Here is a 21,171-nt window from a genome sequence, read left to right on the forward strand (position 1 = left end):
CAGTCTCAAACATTGCTTCAGCAAAGGCTTCAAGGGTTGGCATTCATGTTATTGTTTCGCCCATAAACGTGAAAAATCACGTGATAAAAAATATGAATTCAACCCGTCTTTGTGTGCAGTGTTTTCTGTTTGCATCGGTCGGTTCTGGTCATTCACTTCCACTTCCTGAAGGAGACATCCAATGAAGTTCAAGCATCTGGCAGTTTCGTTGTTGATCGGGGCGCTGTTTGCCGGCACCTCCCACGCCCAGGTCAAAATCGGCGTCGTATCGTCCTCCACCGGGCCGATCGCGATGGTTGGCATTCCGCAGAAGAACACCGTGCCGCTGATGCCGACCAAGGCCGGCGGGCAAAGCATCCGCTACATCCCGCTCGACGACGGCAGTGATCCGACCGCTTCGGTGGTGGCCATCAAGAAGCTGATCAGCGAGGAGAACGTCGACGCGATCATCGGCCCATCCGGTTCGCCCAACGCCATGGGCGCGATCCAGTTCATCGCCGAGGCGGGCGTTCCGCTGCTGGCGCCGGTCGGTACGGCGGCCGTGGTCCTGCCGATGAACGAACAGAAGAAGTGGGTCTTCAAGACGACGCAGAACGACGGCCTGATCGCCTCGGCCCTGCTGGAGCACATGGCCAAGACCGGGGTGAAGACGGTTGGCTTCATCGGCACCGCCGACCCGTATGGCGAAAACTGGGGCAAGGTCTTTGCCGAGGGCGCCGCCAAGAAAGGCATCCGCATCGTTGCCGACGAGCGCTTCCAGCGCCAGGACACCTCGGTGACCGCGCAGGCCCTCAAGGTGATCGCCGCCCGGCCGGATGTGGTGCTGATCGCCGCACCGGGCTCCCCCGCCGTGCTGCCGCAGCTCGCCCTCGTCGATCGCGGTTACAAGGGCAAGTTCTACCAGACCCACGGCGCCGCGCTGCCCGACTTCCTGAAGCTCGGCGGCAAAAAGGTCGAGGGCACCATCCTGGCGGCAAGCCTGATGCTGGTGCTGGACCAGGTGCCCGACAGCCACCCGTCGAAGAAGATCGCCAAGGGCTACATGGCGGCCTATGAGAAGACCTACGGCGTAACGCCCGCCACCTTCGGCGGCAACATGTTCGACGCCGGCCTGCTGCTCGAGAAAGCCATTCCGCTGGCGCTGGCCAAGGGCAAGCCGGGCACGCCCGAGTTCCGCTCGGCCCTGCGCGATGCCCTCGAGCAAACCCGCGAGCTGGCCGCCACCCAGGGCGTCTACAACATGACGCCGGCCGACCACAGCGGCTTCGACGACCGTGGCCGGGAGCTGATCACCGTCTCCAACGGTACCTGGACCCTGCTGAAGTAAGGGCAGGCCAGCTCTCCCGGAGCCCTGGCGCTCCGGGAGCCTTCATCTGCCGCGCCTGGCAGCAACCGCATTTCCGCGACAGGCACCTCCACCGCGGACGGGGATTTTCATGGACGTTCAGATTGCATTGATGCTCGCGCAGGACGGACTCACCAACGGTGCGATCTATGCGCTCCTGGCCTTGGCCCTGGTGCTGGTCTTCGCGGTCACGCGGGTCATCTTCATTCCGCAGGGCGAGTTTGTCGCCTACGGAGCCCTCACCCTGGCCATGCTGCAGGGCGGATCGATGCCGGCAACGGCATGGCTGCTGGCCGGCATGGGTGCGCTGGTGGCGCTGATCGACGGTGCCACTGCACTCAGGAACGGCCAGACCCAAAAGCTCGCCGGCGTGCTCGGCTGGAATGTCGGCTACCCGCTGGGCCTGGTCGCGCTGCTGACGCTGCTGCCGGTGAAGGATCTGCCGCTGGTGGCGCAGGTGGTGCTGGCCCTGGCGGTGGTCGTGCCGATGGGGCCGCTGCTGTACCGGCTGGTGTTCCAGCCGATCGCCTCGGCACCGATACTCATCCTGCTGATCGTTTCGGTTGCCGTCCATGTGGCGATGGTGGGCCTGGGCCTGCTCTTCTTCGGTGCAGAAGGCCAGCGCACCCCCGCGTTCAGTGACGCCAACTTTGAAATCGGCCCCCTGATGGTCTCCGGCCAGACGGTGTGGGTCGTGATGGCGTCCGTCGTGCTGATCCTGGCCCTTTACCAGTTCTTCGAGCGCACCCTTTACGGCAAGGCCCTGCGCGCCACCGCGATCAACCGCAACGGCGCGCGCCTGATGGGCATTTCACCGGCCCTCGCGGGCAAGCTCACCTTCTTCGTGGCGGCGCTGATCGGCGCCCTGTCGGGCGTGCTGATCGCCCCGATCACCACCATCTACTACGACACGGGCTTTCTGATCGGCCTGAAGGGCTTCGTCGCCGCGATCATCGGCGGGCTGGCCAGCTACCCGCTGGCCGCGGTGGGCGCCGTGCTGGTCGGGCTGCTCGAATCCTTCTCGTCCTTCTGGGCCAGCGCCTTCAAGGAAGTCATCGTGTTCACCCTGATCATTCCCGTGCTGTTGTGGCGCTCGCTCACCACCCGCCATGTGGAGGAGGAAGAATGAGAAAAGATCGTCTCGTCCTGGGCGCCTTCCTCGCCCTGGTTCTGGCCATGCCGGCGCTGCTGCCGTCGTTCTACGTCACGCTGCTCAACTACATCGGCCTTTACGCCATGGTGGCCCTGGGCCTGGTGCTGCTCACCGGCGTGGGCGGCCTCACCAGCTTCGGCCAGGCCGCCTTTGTCGGGCTGGGCGCCTATACCACCGCCGTGCTCACCACCGCGCCGGCGCTGCCGGGCTGGATCGCCTGGGCGGGTTCGTCCCCCTGGGCCACGCTGTGCCTGGGCCTGCTGCTGACCGTGGTGGTGGCGCTGATCCTCGGGTCACTGACGCTGAAACTGTCGGGGCATTTCCTGCCGCTGGGCACCATCGCCTGGGGCATCAGCCTGTATTTCCTGTTCGGCACCCTCGAAAGCCTGGGCGGCCATTCGGGCATCACCGGCATCCCGCCGATCGCCATTTTTGGCTGGACCCTGGATGAAGGTGGCGAGATCTATTACCTGATCTGGGCCTTCCTGCTGCTGGCGGTATTCACCACCCGCAACCTGCTCGACTCCCGCGAGGGGCGCGCGATCCGGGCGCTCAAGGGAGGCATGGTGATGGCCGAGGCGATGGGGGTTAACACCTCGCGCTCACGCATGATCATCTTCGTGATCGCCGCGCTGCACGCCTGTGCGTCCGGCTGGCTGTATGCCCACATGCAGCGCTTCATCAACCCGACGCCCTTCGGCGTGCACATCGGCATCGAATACCTGTTCATGGCGGTGGTCGGCGGTGCCGGGCACGTGTGGGGCGCGCTGGTCGGCGCGGGCCTGATCACGATCCTCAAGCAATGGCTGCAGGACATCCTGCCCCGGCTGCTGGGCTCCAACGGCAACTTCGAAGTGATTGTGTTCGGCGTCATGATGGTGATCGTGCTGCAGCGCGCCCGCGACGGCCTGTGGCCGGTTCTGGCCAGGCTGGTGCCGGTGAAGCCCGTGCAGAAGACCATCGACGCCAGCGCCGAGAGCCTGCCCCGGCGCACCCTGCCCCAGGTTGGTGAGCGCATCCTCGAGGCCCGCAACGTGACCCGCAAGTTTGGCGGCCTGGTGGCCAACAACGACATGAGCCTCGACGTTAAGGCCGGCGAGATCCTCGCTCTCATCGGCCCCAACGGCGCCGGCAAGAGCACCATGTTCAACCAGCTTTCAGGCGTCGATACGCCCACCTCCGGCGAGGTGCTGTTTCTCGGCCAGCCCGTTGCCGGCCGCGATTCCCGCCAGATTGCCGGAATGGGCATGAGCCGCAGCTTCCAGCACGTCAAGTTGCTGCACAGCATGAGCGTGCTCGAAAACGTCGCCATCGGCGCCCATCTGCGCGGCGAGCGCGGCGTGATCAGCGCCGCCTGGCGCCAGGATCGCACCGAAGAGGCGCGCCTCCTCAAAGAGGCCGCCTTCCAGATCGAACGCGTCGGCCTGGCCCAGCACATGTTTGACGAAGCCGGCAGCCTGGCCCTGGGCCAGCAGCGCATCCTCGAGATCGCCCGCGCCCTGTGTTCCGACCCCTGCCTGCTGCTGCTCGACGAGCCGGCCGCCGGCCTGCGCCTGAAAGAAAAGGAAGCGCTGGGCGAGCTGCTGCGCAAACTGCGCTCCGAAGGCATGGCGATCCTCATCGTGGAGCACGACATGGATTTCGTGATGGGACTGGTGGACCGGGTGGTGGTGATGGAATTCGGCCAGAAGATTGCCGAAGGCCTGCCCGAAGAAATCCAGCAGGATCCGGCCGTGCTCGAAGCTTATCTGGGAGGGGTGTAAGCATGAACGAAGTGAAGAATCCCGTTCTGCAGATCGACAAGCTCTGCGTTTCATACGGCAAGGTCGAAGCCCTTTCCAACGCCAGCATCACGGTTGGCGAGGGGCAGATCGTCACCGTGATCGGCCCCAACGGGGCCGGCAAGACCACCATGCTGTCGGCCATCATGGGCGTGCTCGGATCGGCGGGGCGGGTCAGTTTCGACGGCACCATCGAGGCCGTTCCCGAAGTGGAGCGGATGGTGGCGCGGGGCATGAACCTCGTGCCCGAAAAGCGCGAGCTGTTCGGCGAGATGAGCATCGAGGACAACCTGGAGCTGGGCGCCTTCCAGCGCTACCGCATGGGCCACCGGGATCAGGCCCGGACCATGAACGAAGTGTTCGAGCTGTTTCCGCGGCTCAAGGAGCGGCGCACGCAGCTTGCGGGCACGCTGTCGGGCGGCGAGCGCCAGATGCTGGCCGTGGGCCGCGCGCTGATGGCCAAGCCCCGGCTGCTGATGCTCGACGAACCCAGCCTCGGGCTGGCGCCGCTGATCGTCCGCGAAATCTTCCGCATCGTGGCCGAACTGCGCCGGCGCGGCGTATCCATCCTGCTCGTCGAACAGAACGCCCGCGCCGCCTTGCAGGTGGCCGACTACGCCTACGTGCTTGAAACCGGGCAGATCGCCATGCAGGGCCCCGCTCACGCCCTGGCCGACGACCCGCGGGTGATCGAGGCCTACCTCGGCCTCGGCGGCAAGCACCAGGCCATGCTCTCCACCTGAACCGACACTACAAGGACACTCCGATGGAAGCGATCCGCATCATCATGGATGAACACCAGTCGCTGGCAGCGATCATTCACGCCATCCGGCTCATGATCAGGGAAGTCGGCGTGGGCCGGCTGGCGCCGGACTTCAAGCTGTTCAAGGCCATGGTGCACTACCTCGACGCCTATCCCGAAAAACGCCACCACCCGAAGGAAGACCAGTTTCTGTTCGGGCCGCTCAAGGCACGCACCACTGAAGGCGCAGACGCCCTGGCCCGGCTGGAGGCCGAGCACGGGCTGGCCGAGGCCCGCATCCAGGCCCTCGACGCCGCCCTGCAAGGCTACGCCGACGGCGCCCCGGACGGTTTCGAGGCCTTCACCGATGCCTTCGAAACCTACGCGAACTTCTACCGCAACCACATGCTGCTCGAAGAGCGCGAGATCCTGCCGCTGCTCAAACGGCATTTCACTGCCGACGACTGGGCGCGGGCGGATGCCGGCTGCCAGGCCACGCCCGACCCCATGAGCGGCACCCGCACGCCGGACGGCGACGAGGATTTCCGGCGGCTCTTTTCAAGGCTGGTGGCCGCGACTCCGGCCCCGCTCGGGCTGGGTGGCGGGCCGTACAAGGATGACTGAGTGCCCCGCCGTCATGCCGGCCAGCGCCTGTTTCGGGATGACGGCACGCTAAGGTATGCTCTCGGGCCGGCCTCCCGATGCCCCTGTCTGCAAACGAAGATTGCCATGACGTCCCAAAAGAAAAGCAGCCGCTACCTCCCGGATCACGAAGATTTCAGCTACGAGGAATTTCCGTTCTACTGGCTCGCCCGCGTGCATAGCGTGTATGCCCTGGAGATGGAGAAAGTCCTCAAGAAGCTGGGCACCGACATCCCGGCCCGGCGCGTGCTGCTGATCCTGCGCCGGCAGGGCCCGGTGAGCGTGTCGGAGCTGGCAACCCACGCCATCATCAAGCTCTCGACCATCACCCGGATCGTGCAGCGCATGCGTGACGACGGCCTGGTCGAAACCCGCACCAACCTTGATGACGCACGCATCACCGATGTTTTCGTCACCCAGAAGGGTTACGAGCTGACCGACCGCATCCAGGAAGCCACCAAGAAAATCTTCGTCAAGGGCTACACCGGCCTGAGCGACGCCCAACTGCAGAAGCTCACCCAGACACTGCAAGTGGTCTTCCGCAATTTCACCGACGACTGAACATCGCCGGCGTTCCGGCCGGCATCAGCGACCCGTTTCACCCCCGGCAGCATCCTGTGCCGATGCGCCGCAGGCGTGGCAAAAGCGCGAGAAGGCGCTTTTTCGCTCGGTGCACTTTCCGCAGTGGTCAAACAGGCAGATGCCGCAGTGGGGGCAGAAGTCGATGCTCGTGTTTTTAAGGTCCACGCTGCGCTCGCAGCCAGGGCACACGCTCTTGGCCAGGCGCGCCAGCGCGGTGTCGTAACCCAGCTCCTGGCGACGTTCCAGATCGGGCCGGGCTTCGGCCTCCTTCTGGCGCTCGAGATAACGGTTGAGCGCCGCAATGGCCTGCCGGCCGACCACCACGGTCACCACGATGCCCACCGCATAACGCACGTAACCGCCGTAGTCGGGCAAGTAGGGCACCAGCTCGACAAAAAAGGCGAACAGCGCAAAGTAGATGAAGCCCCACACGAAGGGCCAGCCGCTGCCCTTGCGCTTCTTCGCGAACAGCCAGCCGGCCACGCCCAGCAGCGGCAGGGTCAGCGCCAGGCGATACAGGAATACGCGCAGCTCCTGGCCCTGCAGGGCATCCGACAAGGCCGACCCGGCGGTCTGCTCCAGTTGCTGCAATTCTTTCAGGGCGCGCTGCTCGGCCTGACGGGCATCGAGGGCGATCTGCTGCTGGTTTTCAACGGCGGCCAGCGCCCGGCGCTCGCCCAGCTTGAGCGCATCGAGGGCCGTGGTGCGGGTGATCAGCTCCGGGTCCTGCTCGGGCCGCCGGGTGGCCTGCCGGGTCGCCAGCCAGTTGTTGAAAGTTTCATGGGCACTGGCGGTGTCGGCGCGCCGGGCGTTGAGCTTGAGCTGCGCCTGATCGAGCGCGTCGTCGGCCTCCTGGCGGGTCAGCCGGGCCTCCCGGATCGAGGCCCGCGCCTTCTCGGCCGCCGGCTTGTCGATGAAATCCTCCAGCGTGTAGCGCTGCTCCACCTTCGGCAGGTTGGCGACGACCTTTCCGCCCAGGCCGATCAGGAAACTGCCAAACACGAAGGCCACCAGCCACAGGCCGACGCGAAACCATTTTTCGGACAACCTCAACGCCTTGTTCATCCCGTACCTCCCGCAACATCTGCTTCCATCGGCGGCGCCCCACGGCGGCGCGCCTTCCCCTCACCCATCATAAACGGGCACGCGCCATCCGGCCCGCTCCCGCCCGCCGCCGAGCAAATCGTGTCAATTTGTCAAAATCCGCATAAATAACAGAAGTACCCAAATACACCCCATAGCGACGCCAGAGAGCCCCCTATAATCAATCGTCACATCGCAATTGCGGCACGCTGCGGCCTGCGGGATGACTCGCGGCGAAAAGCGCCAGAACGGGCGTGATGCCCTGCCGGCCGGACCGGCATCGCCAGCCTTGCCCCTGACCTACCGGGAGAACGTTACCGATGACAGCCCAGACCACCCTGCGCCTCTGCCACTCCGGCATGGACAGCCGCTCGCTGTATGCCTTCGAGATCTTTCTCTCCCGCGTCGGCCCCCGCGCCTGTGAAATCACCGGAGAAGAAGCCGCCGACGTGGCCTTCATCGACATCGACAACGATCTCGGCACCTACCTGCTCGAAGGCCATCGGCTGCTCTACCCCTCCCGGCCGCTCATCGTCAGCGCCCAGTCGCCCGGACATGGCGACGACCCCCTGACCATCGAAGTGACCAAGCCGGTCGGCCTGGCCGCGTTTTCCGCGGCGCTCGAACAGGTTCGCCGCCTGCTGCCGCCCACCACCGGCGACCGCCCCCGCAGCCTTGACGCCGCCGCCCTCGAAAGCGCCGACGACATCCCCGACGAAATGCCGATCGAGGCCCTGCTCGGCCACGTCGCCCCCCGCCCGGCCAGCGCCGACCCGGTCGCCCTGCTGCGCCAGCTCGAAGAGCGCATGTCCACCTTCTACGTGGGCTCCATGCCCGACGTGAACCTGGACGACCCCGCGGCCCGGGCCGCCATTTTTTACGCGCCGGAGCTGTTCCTGCAGGGCGAGATCGCCCGTGCCCTGGCCCACGCCCGTGAAATCCAGCGCCCGGTTCGCCTCGAAGACCGCAGCGGCACCGCGCTCTTCCTCGACCCCCGCCACGGCCTCGCCTACCAGGCGCGCAGCACCAACGCCCTGCGCGCCCTGTCCCAGCTGCCCACCCGCGGCACGGTGAATATGGCCCGGGTCGAAGCCCGCGACGCGCCGCAGGTTGCCGGCCTCGACAGCCGGCCGCTGGAAGCCCTCGAATGGGACGTGGCCCTGTGGGCATCCCGCGGGCGACTGCCCCGCGGCACGGATCTCGACCACCCGGTACGTCTGCACTGCTGGCCCAACCTCACGCGCCTCGCGGTGCCGCCCGAAGCCATGCGCATCGCCGGCTTGTGGTCCAGGGGCAGCTTCAGCCTGCGCGACACCGTGCGGACCCTCGAAGTCCCCCAGCGCTACGTTTTCGCCTTCTACAGCGCCTGCCACGCCCTTGGCCTGGTCGAGCAGATTGCCACCCCGGCAGCCCTGGCCGCGGCCCGGCTGGACGCCACCGGCAGCACGCCCGCCGCGGCCCCGCCCATGCGCGGCCTGTTCAAACGCATCCTGGGCAAGCTGCTCGGTGCCCGTCTTGGCGAGGCTGCACCCGGCTGACCCCCGGATGAGTCACTACAAGATCATCTTTGCCGGCCCCGTCGGCGCCGGCAAATCCACGGCCGTGTCGGCCGCCAGCGACATTCCGCCGATACGCACCGAAGCCGTCGCCTCCGACGAAGTCCGCGAGCTCAAGCCCAACACCACCGTCGCCCTCGACTACGGCGCGATGAAGCTCGCCGACGGCAGCACCATCCATCTCTATGGCACCCCCGGCCAGCCGCGCTTCGACTTCATGTGGGAGATCCTCACCGAAGGCGGCATCGCCCTGATCCTGCTGATCGACAATTCCCGCGGCGATCCGCTTAAAGAACTCCGCTTCTATCTCGGCGCCTTCAGCGGCTTCATCCGCAAGACCGCGGTGGCCATCGGCGTCACCCACACCGATCTTCGCGCCACCCCGCGCCTGGCCGACTTCCAGGCCGAACTCGACCGTGCCGGCTTTGGCTGCGTGCCGGTCTTCGAAGTCGACGCCCGCGCCCGCCGCGACGTGTGCCTGCTCATCGAAGCCGTCCTCAGCACCATCGACCCCCTGGCGAAGGCCTGATCTTGCGTCACGCTTCAAGAGCCGGATAGCGCCGCTTGATTCCGTGGCGCAAAGCTCACGGAGCGCCAGTCCGGATGCGCTTAGAATCCGGCCCATGATGTTCAAGTCACGTACCCTGCAGATCATCGGACTGGTTGCCCTCGTCTGTATCCTGGTGGATGCCAGGCTGGCCCAGCAGGTCCTGGCGGATCGGGATCAACTGCTGACAGAGGCGCAGGCGTCCCTGACGCGTCAGGCGCATACCACCCTGACGCGGGCCGAAGCGATCATCGAGATCTACGACCGGACCCTGTCCGGGATCGGTGAAGCCATCCAGTTCCGGGGGCCCTTGCCGGATGGCCCGGATCTGGAGCTGCACCGTTTGCTGCTGCGTCGCCATGCCATCACCCCCTACGCAGAGTGGCTCTCGCTGATCCTTCCGGATGGACGGCTGGCCGAGTTCAGCATGGTTTTCCCGGCGATCCGTCTTGACCTGTCGGATCGAGACCACTACCGGATACCGGCGGAGCAGCTGTCCGGTGGATTGTTCATCGGTGCCAATATCGCCAGCCGTTCTGACAGTCGCCCCTTCATCCCGGTCAGCCGGGCGGTCTGGAACGATGTCGGCTCCTTGCTGGGCGTGGTTGTCGTAGGCATTGATCCGGACGCCCTGCGCACCTATTTGTTTGATGCCGGAATCCCGGCCAATCTGAGTCTCAGTCTGGTTCTGGACTCTGGCGCGATTCTGGCGTGCTCTTTGGGTGAGCGAAGCTGCCCAGAAGGCGGGCCAGATCTGGCGTTCGAGGTGCAGCAGGCCAGCCGAGGGGTGACGCGCCAAGGGCTACAGGCGCCCACCCTGCGGATCGGAGATGACGGCCAGTTGCAGCTGACCTCGAAGATCCGCCCCTTGCGGGTGGTGGGGCGCTACGACCAGGCGATGGTGCTCGCCGAGTGGCGCAACAGGGCCACGGAGATTCTGGCAACGGCGCTGGCCGCCAACCTGAGTTTTCTGGCCCTGGGTCTTTTTGCCTTGCGTCAGTTTCAGCGCCGCGAGAAGGCCGTCGCGGCCCTGCATGACACCATCGCCAGCCTTGACCAACGGGTGGCCGAGCGCACCCGGCGCCTTGAGCTTGCCGTGGAGGCGGCGGATATCGGCGTCTGGAGCTGGCGTTTCGAGGACGATCAGCTGGAGTGGGATGCCCGCCTGCGGGCCTGGTATGAATTGCCGGAAGCCTTGCAGGAACAGGGGGTTCGCTACAATTTCTGGCGTCAGAGGGTGCACCCCGACGATATCGCCCGGTCTGAGGCCATGCTGAAGGAGGTCCGTGAGAAAGGGGTCACGGCCAGCGAGGAGTTCCGGATTGTCTTGCCGGGTGGTCGGACCCGCCATATTCAGGCGGCCTGCGCCCTCGAGGTGGACGCGGAGGGACGCCCGCTGCGGATGATCGGCATCAACCGGGATGTGACGGCCCAGCGGGAGCTGGAAGCCTCCCTGCGTCTGGCCCGGTCTGAGGCCGAGGCGGCGGATCGGGCCAAGGGCGCGTTCCTGGCCATGATGAGTCACGAGATCCGCACGCCGATGCATGCGATTCTCGGCATGACCGCGCTGGTCCTGGCCAGTCGGCTGGACGGCTCCCAGCGGGACTATCTTGAGAAGGTTCAGCGGGCTGGCCAGACCCTGATGCGCCTGCTCAATGATGTGCTCGACTATTCAAAGATCGAGGCGGGCCGGATGAGCCTGGAGCGGGTGCCCTTCCGGCTCTCCACCTGCCTCGCCGGCGTGGTGGGGCTGTTCGAGTTCCAGTGCCGGGAGAAGGGGCTGGGCTGGCATCTGCAGGTGCCCGCTGATTTGCCCAACTGCCTGGTGGGCGACCCCTTGCGTCTGGAGCAGATCCTGACCAATCTGCTGGGGAATGCGCTCAAATTCACGACCCAGGGCGGGATCAGCCTGGAGGTGGGCTGGCGCGCGGGGCCGGGCGAGGGCATGCTTACGCTGCATTTCAGTGTCAAGGACAGCGGCATTGGCATGAGCGCCGAGCAGATCGAGGGGCTTTTTTCATCCTTTACCCAGGCGGACAGTTCGATCAGCCGACGCTACGGGGGAACCGGGCTGGGCCTGTCGATTGTCCGCAGCCTGGTCAAGATGCAGGGGGGACACATCGAGGTCCACAGCGTCGCGGGTCAGGGCAGCTGTTTTACATGTGAGCTGCCTTTCGCCCGGGGAACGGCGCAGGCAGGGGCGACTGTCGCGGAAGCGCTGTCGGCCCCGGCCAAGCCGGAGCCCGACAGCGCTTCCGCAGGCCGCACGGTGGGAGATGCTAAAATCGACCGCTCGAAAGTCCGAAATCTGGCGAATTCGCTGCAAGGCCTGCTGGCGGAAAACAGTTATTCCGCCCGCAATGAGGTAAAGAACCTCGAAAGCCTGCTTGCGGAATCCGATCTTGCCCCGGCGTTTGCCGCGGTGGCCAGTGCCGTCCGCCGGCTGCAGTTCAGGGAAGCCGAAGAGGCCCTCCAGGCCTTCATGAAGGATGTGCTCTCCGACCCATTTCAGTCCAAGGAAAACCATGTTGTCTGGCCAGCGCCCGAAGATCCTCATCATTGACGACGTGCCCGACAACGTGGAGTTGCTGGGGGCCGCCCTCGACGACTTCTGCGATGTTCGTTTTGCCCTGTCCGGGGCGGATGGGCTGGCCATGCTGGATTCGTATCTGCCCAGCCTCATCCTCTTGGACCTGATGATGCCGGGCATGGACGGCTACGAGGTGTGTGACCTGCTCAAGCATGATTCCCGCACCCGCGGCATTCCGGTGATCTTCGTGACCGCCCGTACCGATCCGGCCAGCGAGACCCGGGCCCTGATGGGCGGAGGGGCGGACTTCATCCACAAGCCCTTCAACCGGGATACGGTGCGGGTCCGGGTGCGGACCCAGCTGGAGCTCAAGGCGCGGGAGCTTGAATGCCGGCAGGCTCGGGACGATCTGAGCTTTCAGGTGGTGGAGCGGACCCGGGCCCTGGAGGATGCCCTGGCTCAGGCCGAGGCGGCCAGCCGAGCCAAGGGCAATTTCCTGGCCAACGTGAGCCATGAGCTCAAGACCCCCCTCAATGCCATTCTGGGCTATGCCTTTGTGCTGGCCCGCAAGCTGGATGATCCGGTTTTGCGGGAGCGCTCGGAGCGAATCCGGGAATCCGGTCTGCGCCTGCTGGGGGTGGTCAACAACATCCTGGATGCCAGCAACCTGACCGGAGACGGAGCGGCCCTTGAGGGCATCGATTTCCATCTGCTGGAGATGCTCAACCTGTGCGAGGAACAGCTGATCGAGCGCGCCCGCAGCAAGGGCCTGGGCCTGGCCCGGGAAATTGATCCGGAGCTGCCCCTCGTCCTCCACGGCGATCCCCTGCGGATCGGCCAGGTGCTGGGCAACCTGCTCGATAACGCGGTCAAGTTCTCGGAGCAAGGCTGCATCACCCTGAGGGTACGCCGCAAGGTGGAGGATGCCGCGGGGCTGATGGTCCGTTTCGAGGTGGAGGATCAGGGGGTCGGCATTCCGGCAGGGAGCCGGGAGATGATCTTCGAAGATTTTCGTCAGCTGGACGGCTCCTCCACCCGCCGCTTTGGAGGCTGCGGTCTGGGTCTGAGCATCTGCCGGCAGCTGGTCAATCGCATGCAAGGCAGCATCGGGCTCGAGGCTGCGCCAGGCGGGGGAAGTGTGTTCTGGTTCCAGGTTCCCCTGGCGCCCGCGCAGTGCGAATCGGGCCCGCAGCTGACCCTGGCCTACCTGCGCCGCCTGCTGGAAACCGAAAGTCTGATGGCCCGAACCCTGTGGGCTCAGTGCCGGCCGGTGCTGCTGCCCCTGCTGGGGCAGGATGGCGCACGACTGGAGCAGGCCCTGGAGCAAGCCGAGCTGTCCCGGGCCCTCGAACTGCTTGGTGCAGCCGATGAGAGATGGACATGAGTGATGATCACCTGGATACCCTGGTGAGCGCTTTCGAGAGCGAACTGCCCCGTTACCTGAGCGAGCTGCAGGAGGCCTGGCAGGGCCCCCGCCGCGGCACCCGGGATGCGATGGTGAAGATCCAGGAAATCGCCCACAAGCTCAGCGGTTCGGCGGGCGCCTATGGCTATTTGGGGCTGGCGGAAGCGGCGGTAGGCGTGGCTGCGACGGCGGCGGAGGTTCTGTCACACTTTGGGCAGGGGCATAACCCGATCCAGCAACGTCTGTTTGGCCAGCTCAATGCCCTGGGGGCCCACCTGGCGATGCCGGTGCGGGTTGAGGCGGGCCTTGGCAGTCTGGCGAGGCCCGCCCGTGACCGGCGCCAGGTGCGTCATGTGGTGCTGGTGGATGATGACGTGGCCTATGCCCGCCTGTTGCAGGCCGAGATGCGGCATTTCGGCTTTGAGGTGGACACCCTGACGGATCTGACCGCACTGACGCACTACCTGGACCAGCATCAGCCGGATCTGATCGTGATGGATGTGAGCTTTCCGGAAGGCCAGGTGGCTGGGCCGAAGGCCGTCCAGAGCATCCGGGCCCATGCCCATGCCCACGGCCATGTGCCGGTGATCTTCATCAGCGCCCGGGACACCATCGGCAGCCGGCTGGCCGCCGTGCGTGCGGGGGGCGAGGCATTCTTCGTCAAGCCCTTCGATGTGGCCGAGCTGATGGATGCCATCGACCGGATCCTTGGGGGGGGAGAGCAGGCGGCCTACCGCATCCTGGTGGTGGACGATGCGGCCTCACTGGCCCGGCTCTATGCCAGCACCCTGGAGCAGGCCGGAATGATTGCCCAGGTCGTCAGCAATCCTCTTGAGGTGCTGGAGGCGATGGAGAGTTTTCATCCCGACCTGCTGCTGATGGACATTTACATGCCCGAGATCAGTGGCGTGGAGCTGGCCCGGATCATCCAGCAGCACCGCAGCTATCTGGGGGTGCCCATCGTCTTTCTGTCCGCCGAGCGGGATCCGCTCAAGCAGCTGGAGGCCCTGGGTCAGGGGGGTGACAACTTCCTGACCAAGCCGATCGAGGCGGCCGAGCTGGTCAAGGCCGTATCAATCCGGGCCAATCATTACCAGACCTTGCGCTCCCTGATGCTGAAGGACAGCCTGACCGGCCTGCTCAATCATTCCCGTGTGCTCGAGCAACTGGATCATGAGTTGCGGCGGGCGGCCCGCCTGAACCAGCCCTTGTCGGTGGCGATGATCGACATTGACCATTTCAAGTCGATCAATGACACCTGGGGACACCCCGTCGGGGACAGCGTGATCCTGACCCTGGCTCGCCTGCTGCGGGAGCGGCTGCGCGTCAGCGACGTGGTGGGGCGTTACGGCGGCGAGGAGTTTATGGTGGTGATGCCGGAGGCGGGGCTGGAGGACGCCCGGCGGGTAATCGACAGCCTGCGGGAAAGCTTTGCCCGGATTTCGCACCGGGTGGGTGACAAGGACTTTACGGTCAGCTTCAGTGCGGGCGTTGCCCAGATAACGCCCCAGTGCGTGGATCGCTCTCTCATGGAGAAGGCCGATCAGGCGCTCTATCAGGCCAAGCACAGTGGCCGCAACCGGGTCTGCATCGCACCCTTGTGCTGAGTCCGGCACTGGAGTCGCAGCGAGCTTCGAGTTGCTCGATCAGCTCAATGGCCGGGTAATAATCCGGCCAAATGCCTCGCGCCTGCCCTGACACCCTGCCAGCGCCTTGAGAGGCGTCGGCGTCAGGGGCTCTACCACATCAGGTCGTCGGGCACCTGGAACGCGGCGTACGGATCATCCTCTTCGACCCCGGCGCTGGCCTGCTTCACCTCCACGACCAGTGACGGGTCGCGCTCGGCGATCTTGTCGGCGATCACCTTGGGGACGAGTTCGATGGACTCGCCCACGCAGACGACCACCAGCAGCCCGGAAATCAGGTGCTCCCGTACCTTGGCCGAAACGTGTACGCGCTTGATCTTGTTGTCGTGGGTGAAGTTGTAGGCGATGTCGCCGCCGCCCTTGCTCTGGCGGCTCTGCTGAATCATCTGGGCGATCTGCGCCATGATCGCCTTCTGGGTGGCGGCGGCGTCGCGCTGGGCGTTGAGTTCGCGGGCCCGTTCGGCGTTCTTCCTCTGAATTTCCAGGGCCGCGAGGCGCGCCTCGTCGACGCTCTCGACACCCGTGCGGCGCTCGACCTTCTTCTGCTTGGCCTTTTCCTGATTGGTCTGTTTGACCTTGTTCTTGTTGACCAGGCCGGCTTTCAAAAACTGTTCCTGCAAAGAGGCCATGTCTGCCACTCCGTAAATGGGGTTCATCCAGCCGGGTCGAGGTGCCGGCCGGTGCGAGTGGCGGCAGGATAACAAAGATGCCGGCTCCGCGGATTCGGCCGCGCGCCTCCACAGCCACAGCGGCGCCGGCCAAAACTGACGCAAGCTGTCATCCGGATGCAAGCTTCGCGCAAGAAAGACGCCAGACTTGCGAAAGGATCGCCCCCTAGACTGGCCTTCTGACAGATTGAGCCAGCAAAGGCATGACCCAAAGCGTCCCCCACCTTCGAATTATTGTCGTGCTGGCAGCCCTGCTGTCGCCGCACCCCGGCCTCGCCCAGGCGAACACCACCACGCTGACGCTGGCCGAGGCCGAAAAGCGCTTGCTCGAAGCCAACCCGGCCATCCTCCAGGCCCGCGCCGCCGTGGCCGGAGCCCGTGCCGGCATCGACATGGCCGGCGCCCGCCCCAACCCGCAGCTCACCGTCGGCGTCACCAGCACCGACCCCGGCGCCCGGCACAGCGGCGGCTACTGGAAGCGGCCCACGGACAACGTGCTGCGGATGGACCAGCTTTTTGAGCGCGGCGACAAGCGCGAGCTGCGCCTGCAGGCCGCCGGCAGCAACCTGTCGGCCAGCACCGCCGACCTCGCCAACACCATCCGCCTCGCCCGCATCGAGCTGGTCAATGCCTGGCTCGACCTGCGCGCGGCCCGCGAGATCCGCCGCATCGCCGACGAAAACGCCGCCCTCGCCCGGCGCGCCTCCGAGGCCGCCGAGCTGCGCGGCAAGGCCGGCGACCTGGCCGGCATGGATGTGGCCCGCTTTTCCGCCGACGCCGCCCGGGTTGCCAACGATGCGCTGCAGGCCGAACTCGACCTCTCCCGCGCGCGCATCGCGCTGGCCCTGCTGCTGGGCAACCGCGTTGCCCCCGACAGCCTGAACACCAGCGACGACTGGCCCAGCCCCGAGGCCGCGCCCGCCCCCGCAGCGGCCGACGAAAACAGCGTCGAGCGCCCCGATCTCCTCGCCGCCCGCCGCCGCGTCGAGCAGGCCGGCGCCCTGCGCGAGCTGGCCCGGGCCCAGCGCAGCCGCGACGTATCCATCGGCGTGCAATACGAACACGTCCCGGCCAACAGCAACAGCGGCGTCTCGGAATCGTCCTACGGGCTCAGCGTCTCGGTGCCGCTGTTCCTGGGCAACGACTACCGCGGCGACATCGCCAGAAGCGAAGCCGACTACGACGCCGCCGAACAGCAGCTCATCGCCACCCGCGCCTTTGTCAGCAGCGAAAAAACCCGCCTCGGCGCCGAATACGCCGCGCGCCAGTCCCGCTACCAGCGTGTCGCCGACATCGTGCTGCCGGCTGCCGAACGGGCCGGCCGCGGCGCGGACGTCGCCATCCAGAAGGGCGGCATGAGCCTTACCGACTACCTCGACACCCAGCGCAGCCTGCGCGCCGCACGCATCGAAGCGATCCAGGCCCGCGCCGACCTCGCCCGCGCGGCCCTCATGCTGCGCCTGGCCGGAGACACCCCATGAAGCGCAAACCCATCGTCATCGCCGTCATCGCCGCGGCAGCCATTGCCGCCGGCGCCTGGTACTTCCGCGCCCCCCAGGCCGAGCCGCCCGTCGAGGCCGTGATCCAGAAACCCTCGGCCGAACCCGGCGTGCTGCGCTTTCCCACCGCCGCCCCGCAGCTCGCCCAGCTCAAGGTGGACCGCACCGAACTTGCCCCGGTGCCGATGGACGAGCCGCTGGCCGCCCGCGTCGCCTACGACGAAAACGCCACCGCCCGCCTGTTCGCGCCCATCCCCGGCCGGGTCGTCGAGATTCGCGCCAACATCGGCGACACGGTGAAGGCCGGCGCCGTGCTGGCGGTGCTCGACGCACCGGAGCTGGGCACCGCCGCGGCTGATCTGGCCAAGGCCCAGGCCGACTCCCAGCAGAAAAAATCCGCCCTCGAGCGCAGCCGCAGCCTGTTTGCCGCCGAAGTCATCGCCCGCCGCGAACTCGAAGCCGCCCAGGCCGAATGGCAGCAGGCCCAGGCCGAAGCCGAACGCGCCCGGCTGCGCCTCGCCAACCTCGTGCCCGGCGGCAGCCCCGGCGGCCAACGTTACCTGCTGCGCGCGCCGATCGCCGGCGTGGTGGCCACCCGCCGCATCAACCCGGCCATGGAAGTGCGCCCCGACGCCGACGAGCCGCTGTTCGTGGTCACCGACATGAGCCGCCTGTCGGTGCTGGTGGATGTGCCCGAGCGCGACCTGCCCGTCGTCACCGTCGGCAAATCGGCCCAGATCGAGGTGTCCGCCTACCCCCACCGCAATTTCACCGGCAAGGTCGTGCATGTGGCGCCCACCCTCGACCCGCAAACCCGCCGCGTCCAGGCCCGGGTTTCCGTGGACAACCGCGAAGGCCTGCTCAAGCCCGAGATGTACGCCAAGGTCGGCATCCTCGCCGACGCCCGCGAAGAACTGCCCAGGATTCCCACCGGCGCCCTGCTCGTCGAAGGCGTCAAGAATTACGTCTTCGTCGAACGCGACCCGGGCGTCTTCGAGAAGCGCGAAGTCACCCTCGCCGTGCAAACCCGCAACTACGCCTATGTGTGGAGCGGCGTCAAAGGGGGCGACAAGGTGGTGAGCGTCGGCGCGCTGCTGCTCAACGCCGAGCTGGCGAGCAGCTCCCGGTAAGCGGCCATGTTCGACACCCTCATCACCCTCGCCCTGCGCCAGCGCGCCTTCATCATCATCGCCGCGCTGGCGCTGCTCGGTTACGGCCTCTACGCCGTCAGCCAGATTTCCATCGAAGCCTTTCCCGACGTGCAGGACGTGCAGGTGCAGGTCGTCACCCAGGCCATCGGCCAGGCGCCGGAAGAAGTCGAGCGCACCATCTCGCTGCCCATCGAGCGCGAGATGAGCGGCGTGCCCGGCATGACCCAGCTGCGCTCGGTGTCGATCACCGGCCTGTCGGTGGTCACCCTCACCTTCAACGACAAGACAGCCGATTATTTCGCCCGCCAGCAGGTGCTCGAACGCCTGCAAACCGTGAGCCTGCCGCAGGGCGCCCAGCCGGTGCTGGCCCCGCTGACCACGGCGGTCGGCGAAATCTACCGCTACGTGCTCGAAGCCCCGCCCACCGCCAGCCGCGAGGAAATCCGCGCGATCCAGGACTGGACCGTGCGCCCCGCGCTGCGCATGGTGCCGGGCATTGCCGAAGTGGTGAGCTTCGGCGGCGCGATCCGCGAAATCCAGGTGCTCATCGAACCCGAACTGCTGCGCAAATACTCGGTCACCCTCGACGAAGTCACCCAGGCGCTCGCCAATTCCAGCGCCAACGGCAGCGGCGGCCTGATGCGCCGCGGCGACGAAGCCCTGGTGGTGCGCACCCTCGGCCTGTTCAACAACCTCGACGACGTGCGCGACGTGGTGGTGGTGGCCCGCGACGGCAAGCCGGTGCGCATCAGCGACGTGGCCGAAGTGGTTGCCGGCGCCCGCCCCCGCTCCGGCATCGTCGCCTTCAACGACCGCGACGACGTGGTCGAAGGCATCGTCCAGATGACCAAGGGCGGCAACGCCGCGCGGATTGTCGAAGCCCTCAAGCTCAAGGTGGACGAGGTCAACGCCCGCCTGCCCGAAGGCTACAGCCTGCGCCCGATCTACCAGCGCACCGAACTCATCGCCCACACCGTGGCCACCGTGGGCGAAAACCTGCTGGTCGGCGCGGTGCTGGTCACCGCCATCCTGCTGGGCTTCCTGCGCAACCTGCGGGCAGCGATCATCGTTGCGGCGGTGATTCCGCTGTCGCTGCTGTTCGCCTTCATCCTGATGCACGCCATGGGCGTGTCGGCCAACCTGATCTCGCTGGGCGCGGTGGACTTCGGCGTGATCATCGACAGCGCGGTGGTGATGGTCGAAGCCCTGATGGTGCGTCTGGCCGTGGAAAACCACGTCGAACACCACGGCATCGCCTCGCCGGTGGGGCGGCGCATTCACGCCCTCAAGCAAACCTGTATCGAACTCGGCACGCCGATCATGTTCTCGAAGGCCATCATCATCGTCGCCTTCCTGCCCATCTTCACCTTCCAGCGCATGGAGGGCCGCATCTTCACCCCGGTGGCGCTGACCCTCTCCTTCGCGCTGCTCGGCGGCCTGATCCTGACCCTCACGCTGGTGCCGACCCTGCTCTCCTACGCCCTCAACAAGGAGGACATGGCCGAAAAGGAAAGCCCCTGGCTGCACCGCCTGCAGGAAGGCTATCGCGCGCTGCTGGTGCGCCTGCAAACGCGCCGCCGGCAGTTGATCGGCGCCTCGGTGGCCTCCCTCGCCGTCGCCCTGGCCCTCGCTCCGCTGCTCGGCTCCGAGTTTCTGCCCAAGCTCGACGAAGGCAACATCTGGCTCACCATCAGCCTGCCCCAATCCTCCGGCCTCTCCAACACCAAGGAGATCGAGCGCAAGGTGCGCTCGGCCCTCTCCACCTACCCGGAGGTGAAGGCCATCATCACCCACGTCGGCCGCCCCGACGACGGCACCGACCCCAAGGGGCCCAACAACATCGAAATCCTGGTGGATCTCAAGCCCCGCGACGAATGGCGCTTTGCCACCAAGGACGCGCTGGTGGACAGCATGTCGGGCAAACTCGCGGCCATTCCCGGCCTGCCCACCAACTTCTCGCAGGTCATCCAGGACAGCGTCGAGGAATCCCTCTCCGGCGCCAAGGGCGAAATCGCGGTCAAGGTTTTCGGCCCCGACCTGCAGGTGCTCGAAACCAAGGGCAACCAGATCGCCGGCGTGCTCAACCGCATCCAGGGCTCGGCCGACGTGGCCGCCCTGCCGGTGGGCGGGCAGAGCGAGGTGGATATCCGCCTGCGCCGTGAAGCCCTGGCCCGCTACGACATCAACGTCACCGATGTGAACACCATGATCCAGACCGCCCTTGGCGGCAGCACGGTCAATGTGTTTTACGACGGCGAACGCCGCTATGACGTCAGCCTGCGCTTCGGGCCCGACTTCCGCGACCAGGTGGACGACATCGCCAGCCTGCCGGTCGCCCTGCCGGGCGGCCACGGCAGCATTCCGCTGGGCGACCTGGCCGACGTGGAGCTGCGCCAGGGCGCCTCGCGCATCCAGCGCGAAGCGGGCAGCCGCAACGTCATCGTCAAGGCCAACCTGCGCGGCCGCGACCAGGGCAGCTTTGTTGCCGAAGCCCAGCAAAAGGTGGCCGCCGAAGTCACCCTGCCGGCCGGCTACAGCGTCACCTGGGGCGGCCAGTTCGAAAACCAGCAGCGCGCCATGGGCCGCCTCAAGCTCATCGTGCCGATCACCCTGGGCTTGATCTTCTCGCTGCTGTTCTGGGCCTTCCGCGACATCCGCCCGGCCATGCTGGTGCTCTCGATGGTGCCCTTCACGCTGATCGGCGGCTTTGCCGGGCTGGCGCTGGCCGGCCTGCACCTGTCGGTGTCATCGGCCGTGGGCTTCATCGCCGTGGCCGGCATCTCGGTGCAGAATGGCGTGATCATGGTTGAACAAGTCATCGAAATCGCCCGCCGCGGCGCC

Annotated in this window: 16 protein-coding genes; 14 read left to right on the plus strand and 2 right to left on the minus strand. The window is 66.3% G+C overall.

Going from position 1 to position 21,171, the window contains the following annotated elements; genetic code table 11:
- Window positions 1–181: 181 nt before the first annotated feature.
- The 6 genes from Q1W26_RS19190 to Q1W26_RS19215 all read left to right on the plus strand — a co-directional run bounded on the left by Q1W26_RS19190 (window position 182) and on the right by Q1W26_RS19215 (window position 6,224).
- The gene (locus tag Q1W26_RS19190; RefSeq protein WP_300443405.1) at window positions 182–1,327 is read left to right on the plus strand and encodes an ABC transporter substrate-binding protein; all 1,146 of its coding nucleotides are present in this window, start codon (window positions 182–184) and stop codon (window positions 1,325–1,327) included.
- Between the two features lie 109 nt (window positions 1,328–1,436).
- Window positions 1,437–2,474: a branched-chain amino acid ABC transporter permease gene (locus Q1W26_RS19195; protein WP_300443408.1), complete on the plus strand. Its 1,038-nt coding sequence runs from the start codon at window positions 1,437–1,439 to the stop codon at window positions 2,472–2,474.
- The gene (locus tag Q1W26_RS19200; RefSeq protein ID WP_300443410.1) at window positions 2,471–4,261 is read left to right on the plus strand and encodes a branched-chain amino acid ABC transporter ATP-binding protein/permease; all 1,791 of its coding nucleotides are present in this window, start codon (window positions 2,471–2,473) and stop codon (window positions 4,259–4,261) included. Before Q1W26_RS19195 ends, Q1W26_RS19200 begins: the two co-directional genes overlap by 4 nt.
- Before the next feature lie 2 nt (window positions 4,262–4,263).
- Complete coding sequence (locus Q1W26_RS19205) at window positions 4,264–5,022, plus strand: ABC transporter ATP-binding protein (protein WP_300443413.1); 759 nt, start codon at window positions 4,264–4,266, stop codon at window positions 5,020–5,022.
- A gap of 23 nt (window positions 5,023–5,045) precedes the next feature.
- Window positions 5,046–5,645 carry a hemerythrin domain-containing protein gene (locus Q1W26_RS19210; protein ID WP_300443416.1) on the plus strand — a complete coding sequence of 200 codons (600 nt, stop codon included), beginning with the start codon at window positions 5,046–5,048 and terminating at the stop codon, window positions 5,643–5,645.
- A gap of 105 nt (window positions 5,646–5,750) precedes the next feature.
- Entirely contained in the window at window positions 5,751–6,224 is a 474-nt protein-coding gene (locus tag Q1W26_RS19215) for a MarR family winged helix-turn-helix transcriptional regulator (protein WP_300443419.1), read from the plus strand.
- A gap of 24 nt (window positions 6,225–6,248) precedes the next feature.
- On the opposite strand, the gene Q1W26_RS19220 is transcribed toward Q1W26_RS19215, so the two are convergent.
- Window positions 6,249–7,310 carry a serine endopeptidase gene (locus Q1W26_RS19220; protein ID WP_300443422.1) on the minus strand — a complete coding sequence of 354 codons (1,062 nt, stop codon included), beginning with the start codon at window positions 7,308–7,310 and terminating at the stop codon, window positions 6,249–6,251.
- A 338-nt stretch (window positions 7,311–7,648) separates the two neighbouring features.
- On the opposite strand from Q1W26_RS19220, the gene Q1W26_RS19225 reads away from it, so the two are divergent.
- From Q1W26_RS19225 to Q1W26_RS19245, 5 genes are all read left to right on the plus strand, one after another.
- The gene (locus Q1W26_RS19225) at window positions 7,649–8,866 is read left to right on the plus strand and encodes a hypothetical protein (RefSeq protein WP_300443425.1); all 1,218 of its coding nucleotides are present in this window, start codon (window positions 7,649–7,651) and stop codon (window positions 8,864–8,866) included.
- 7 nt (window positions 8,867–8,873) lie between these two features.
- Window positions 8,874–9,413, plus strand: a complete 540-nt coding sequence (locus Q1W26_RS19230) for an ATP/GTP-binding protein (protein ID WP_300443427.1) — start codon at window positions 8,874–8,876, stop codon at window positions 9,411–9,413.
- Window positions 9,414–9,507: 94 nt separating this feature from the next.
- Complete coding sequence (locus tag Q1W26_RS19235; protein ID WP_300443429.1) at window positions 9,508–11,994, plus strand: ATP-binding protein; 2,487 nt, start codon at window positions 9,508–9,510, stop codon at window positions 11,992–11,994.
- Window positions 11,957–13,345 (plus strand): ATP-binding protein, encoded by a 1,389-nt coding sequence (locus Q1W26_RS19240; protein ID WP_300443431.1) that lies wholly within the window; start codon window positions 11,957–11,959, stop codon window positions 13,343–13,345. The genes Q1W26_RS19235 and Q1W26_RS19240 overlap by 38 nt, the downstream gene beginning before the upstream one ends.
- A complete protein-coding gene (locus tag Q1W26_RS19245; RefSeq protein WP_300443434.1) occupies window positions 13,342–14,973 on the plus strand; it encodes a diguanylate cyclase in 1,632 nt (543 codons plus the stop codon). The genes Q1W26_RS19240 and Q1W26_RS19245 overlap by 4 nt, the downstream gene beginning before the upstream one ends.
- 131 nt (window positions 14,974–15,104) lie before the next feature.
- On the opposite strand, the gene Q1W26_RS19250 is transcribed toward Q1W26_RS19245, so the two are convergent.
- Complete coding sequence (locus Q1W26_RS19250) at window positions 15,105–15,641, minus strand: DUF2058 domain-containing protein (protein WP_300443437.1); 537 nt, start codon at window positions 15,639–15,641, stop codon at window positions 15,105–15,107.
- Window positions 15,642–15,883: 242 nt separating this feature from the next.
- Here Q1W26_RS19250 and Q1W26_RS19255 point away from each other — a divergent pair, with 242 nt between their 5' ends.
- The 3 genes from Q1W26_RS19255 to Q1W26_RS19265 form a co-directional block, all read left to right on the plus strand.
- On the plus strand, window positions 15,884–17,161 hold the full coding sequence (locus Q1W26_RS19255; protein WP_300443440.1) for a TolC family protein: 1,278 nt from the start codon (window positions 15,884–15,886) through the stop codon (window positions 17,159–17,161).
- Complete coding sequence (locus tag Q1W26_RS19260; RefSeq protein WP_300443443.1) at window positions 17,158–18,309, plus strand: efflux RND transporter periplasmic adaptor subunit; 1,152 nt, start codon at window positions 17,158–17,160, stop codon at window positions 18,307–18,309. The genes Q1W26_RS19255 and Q1W26_RS19260 overlap by 4 nt, the downstream gene beginning before the upstream one ends.
- Window positions 18,310–18,315: 6 nt before the next feature.
- Window positions 18,316–21,171, plus strand: a 2,856-nt coding sequence (locus Q1W26_RS19265) for a CusA/CzcA family heavy metal efflux RND transporter (protein WP_300443446.1), incomplete at its 3' end; no start/stop codon positions are given.

The organism is Zoogloea sp. (genome assembly GCF_030157465.1).
In the GTDB taxonomy this organism is placed as follows: domain Bacteria; phylum Pseudomonadota; class Gammaproteobacteria; order Burkholderiales; family Rhodocyclaceae; genus Zoogloea.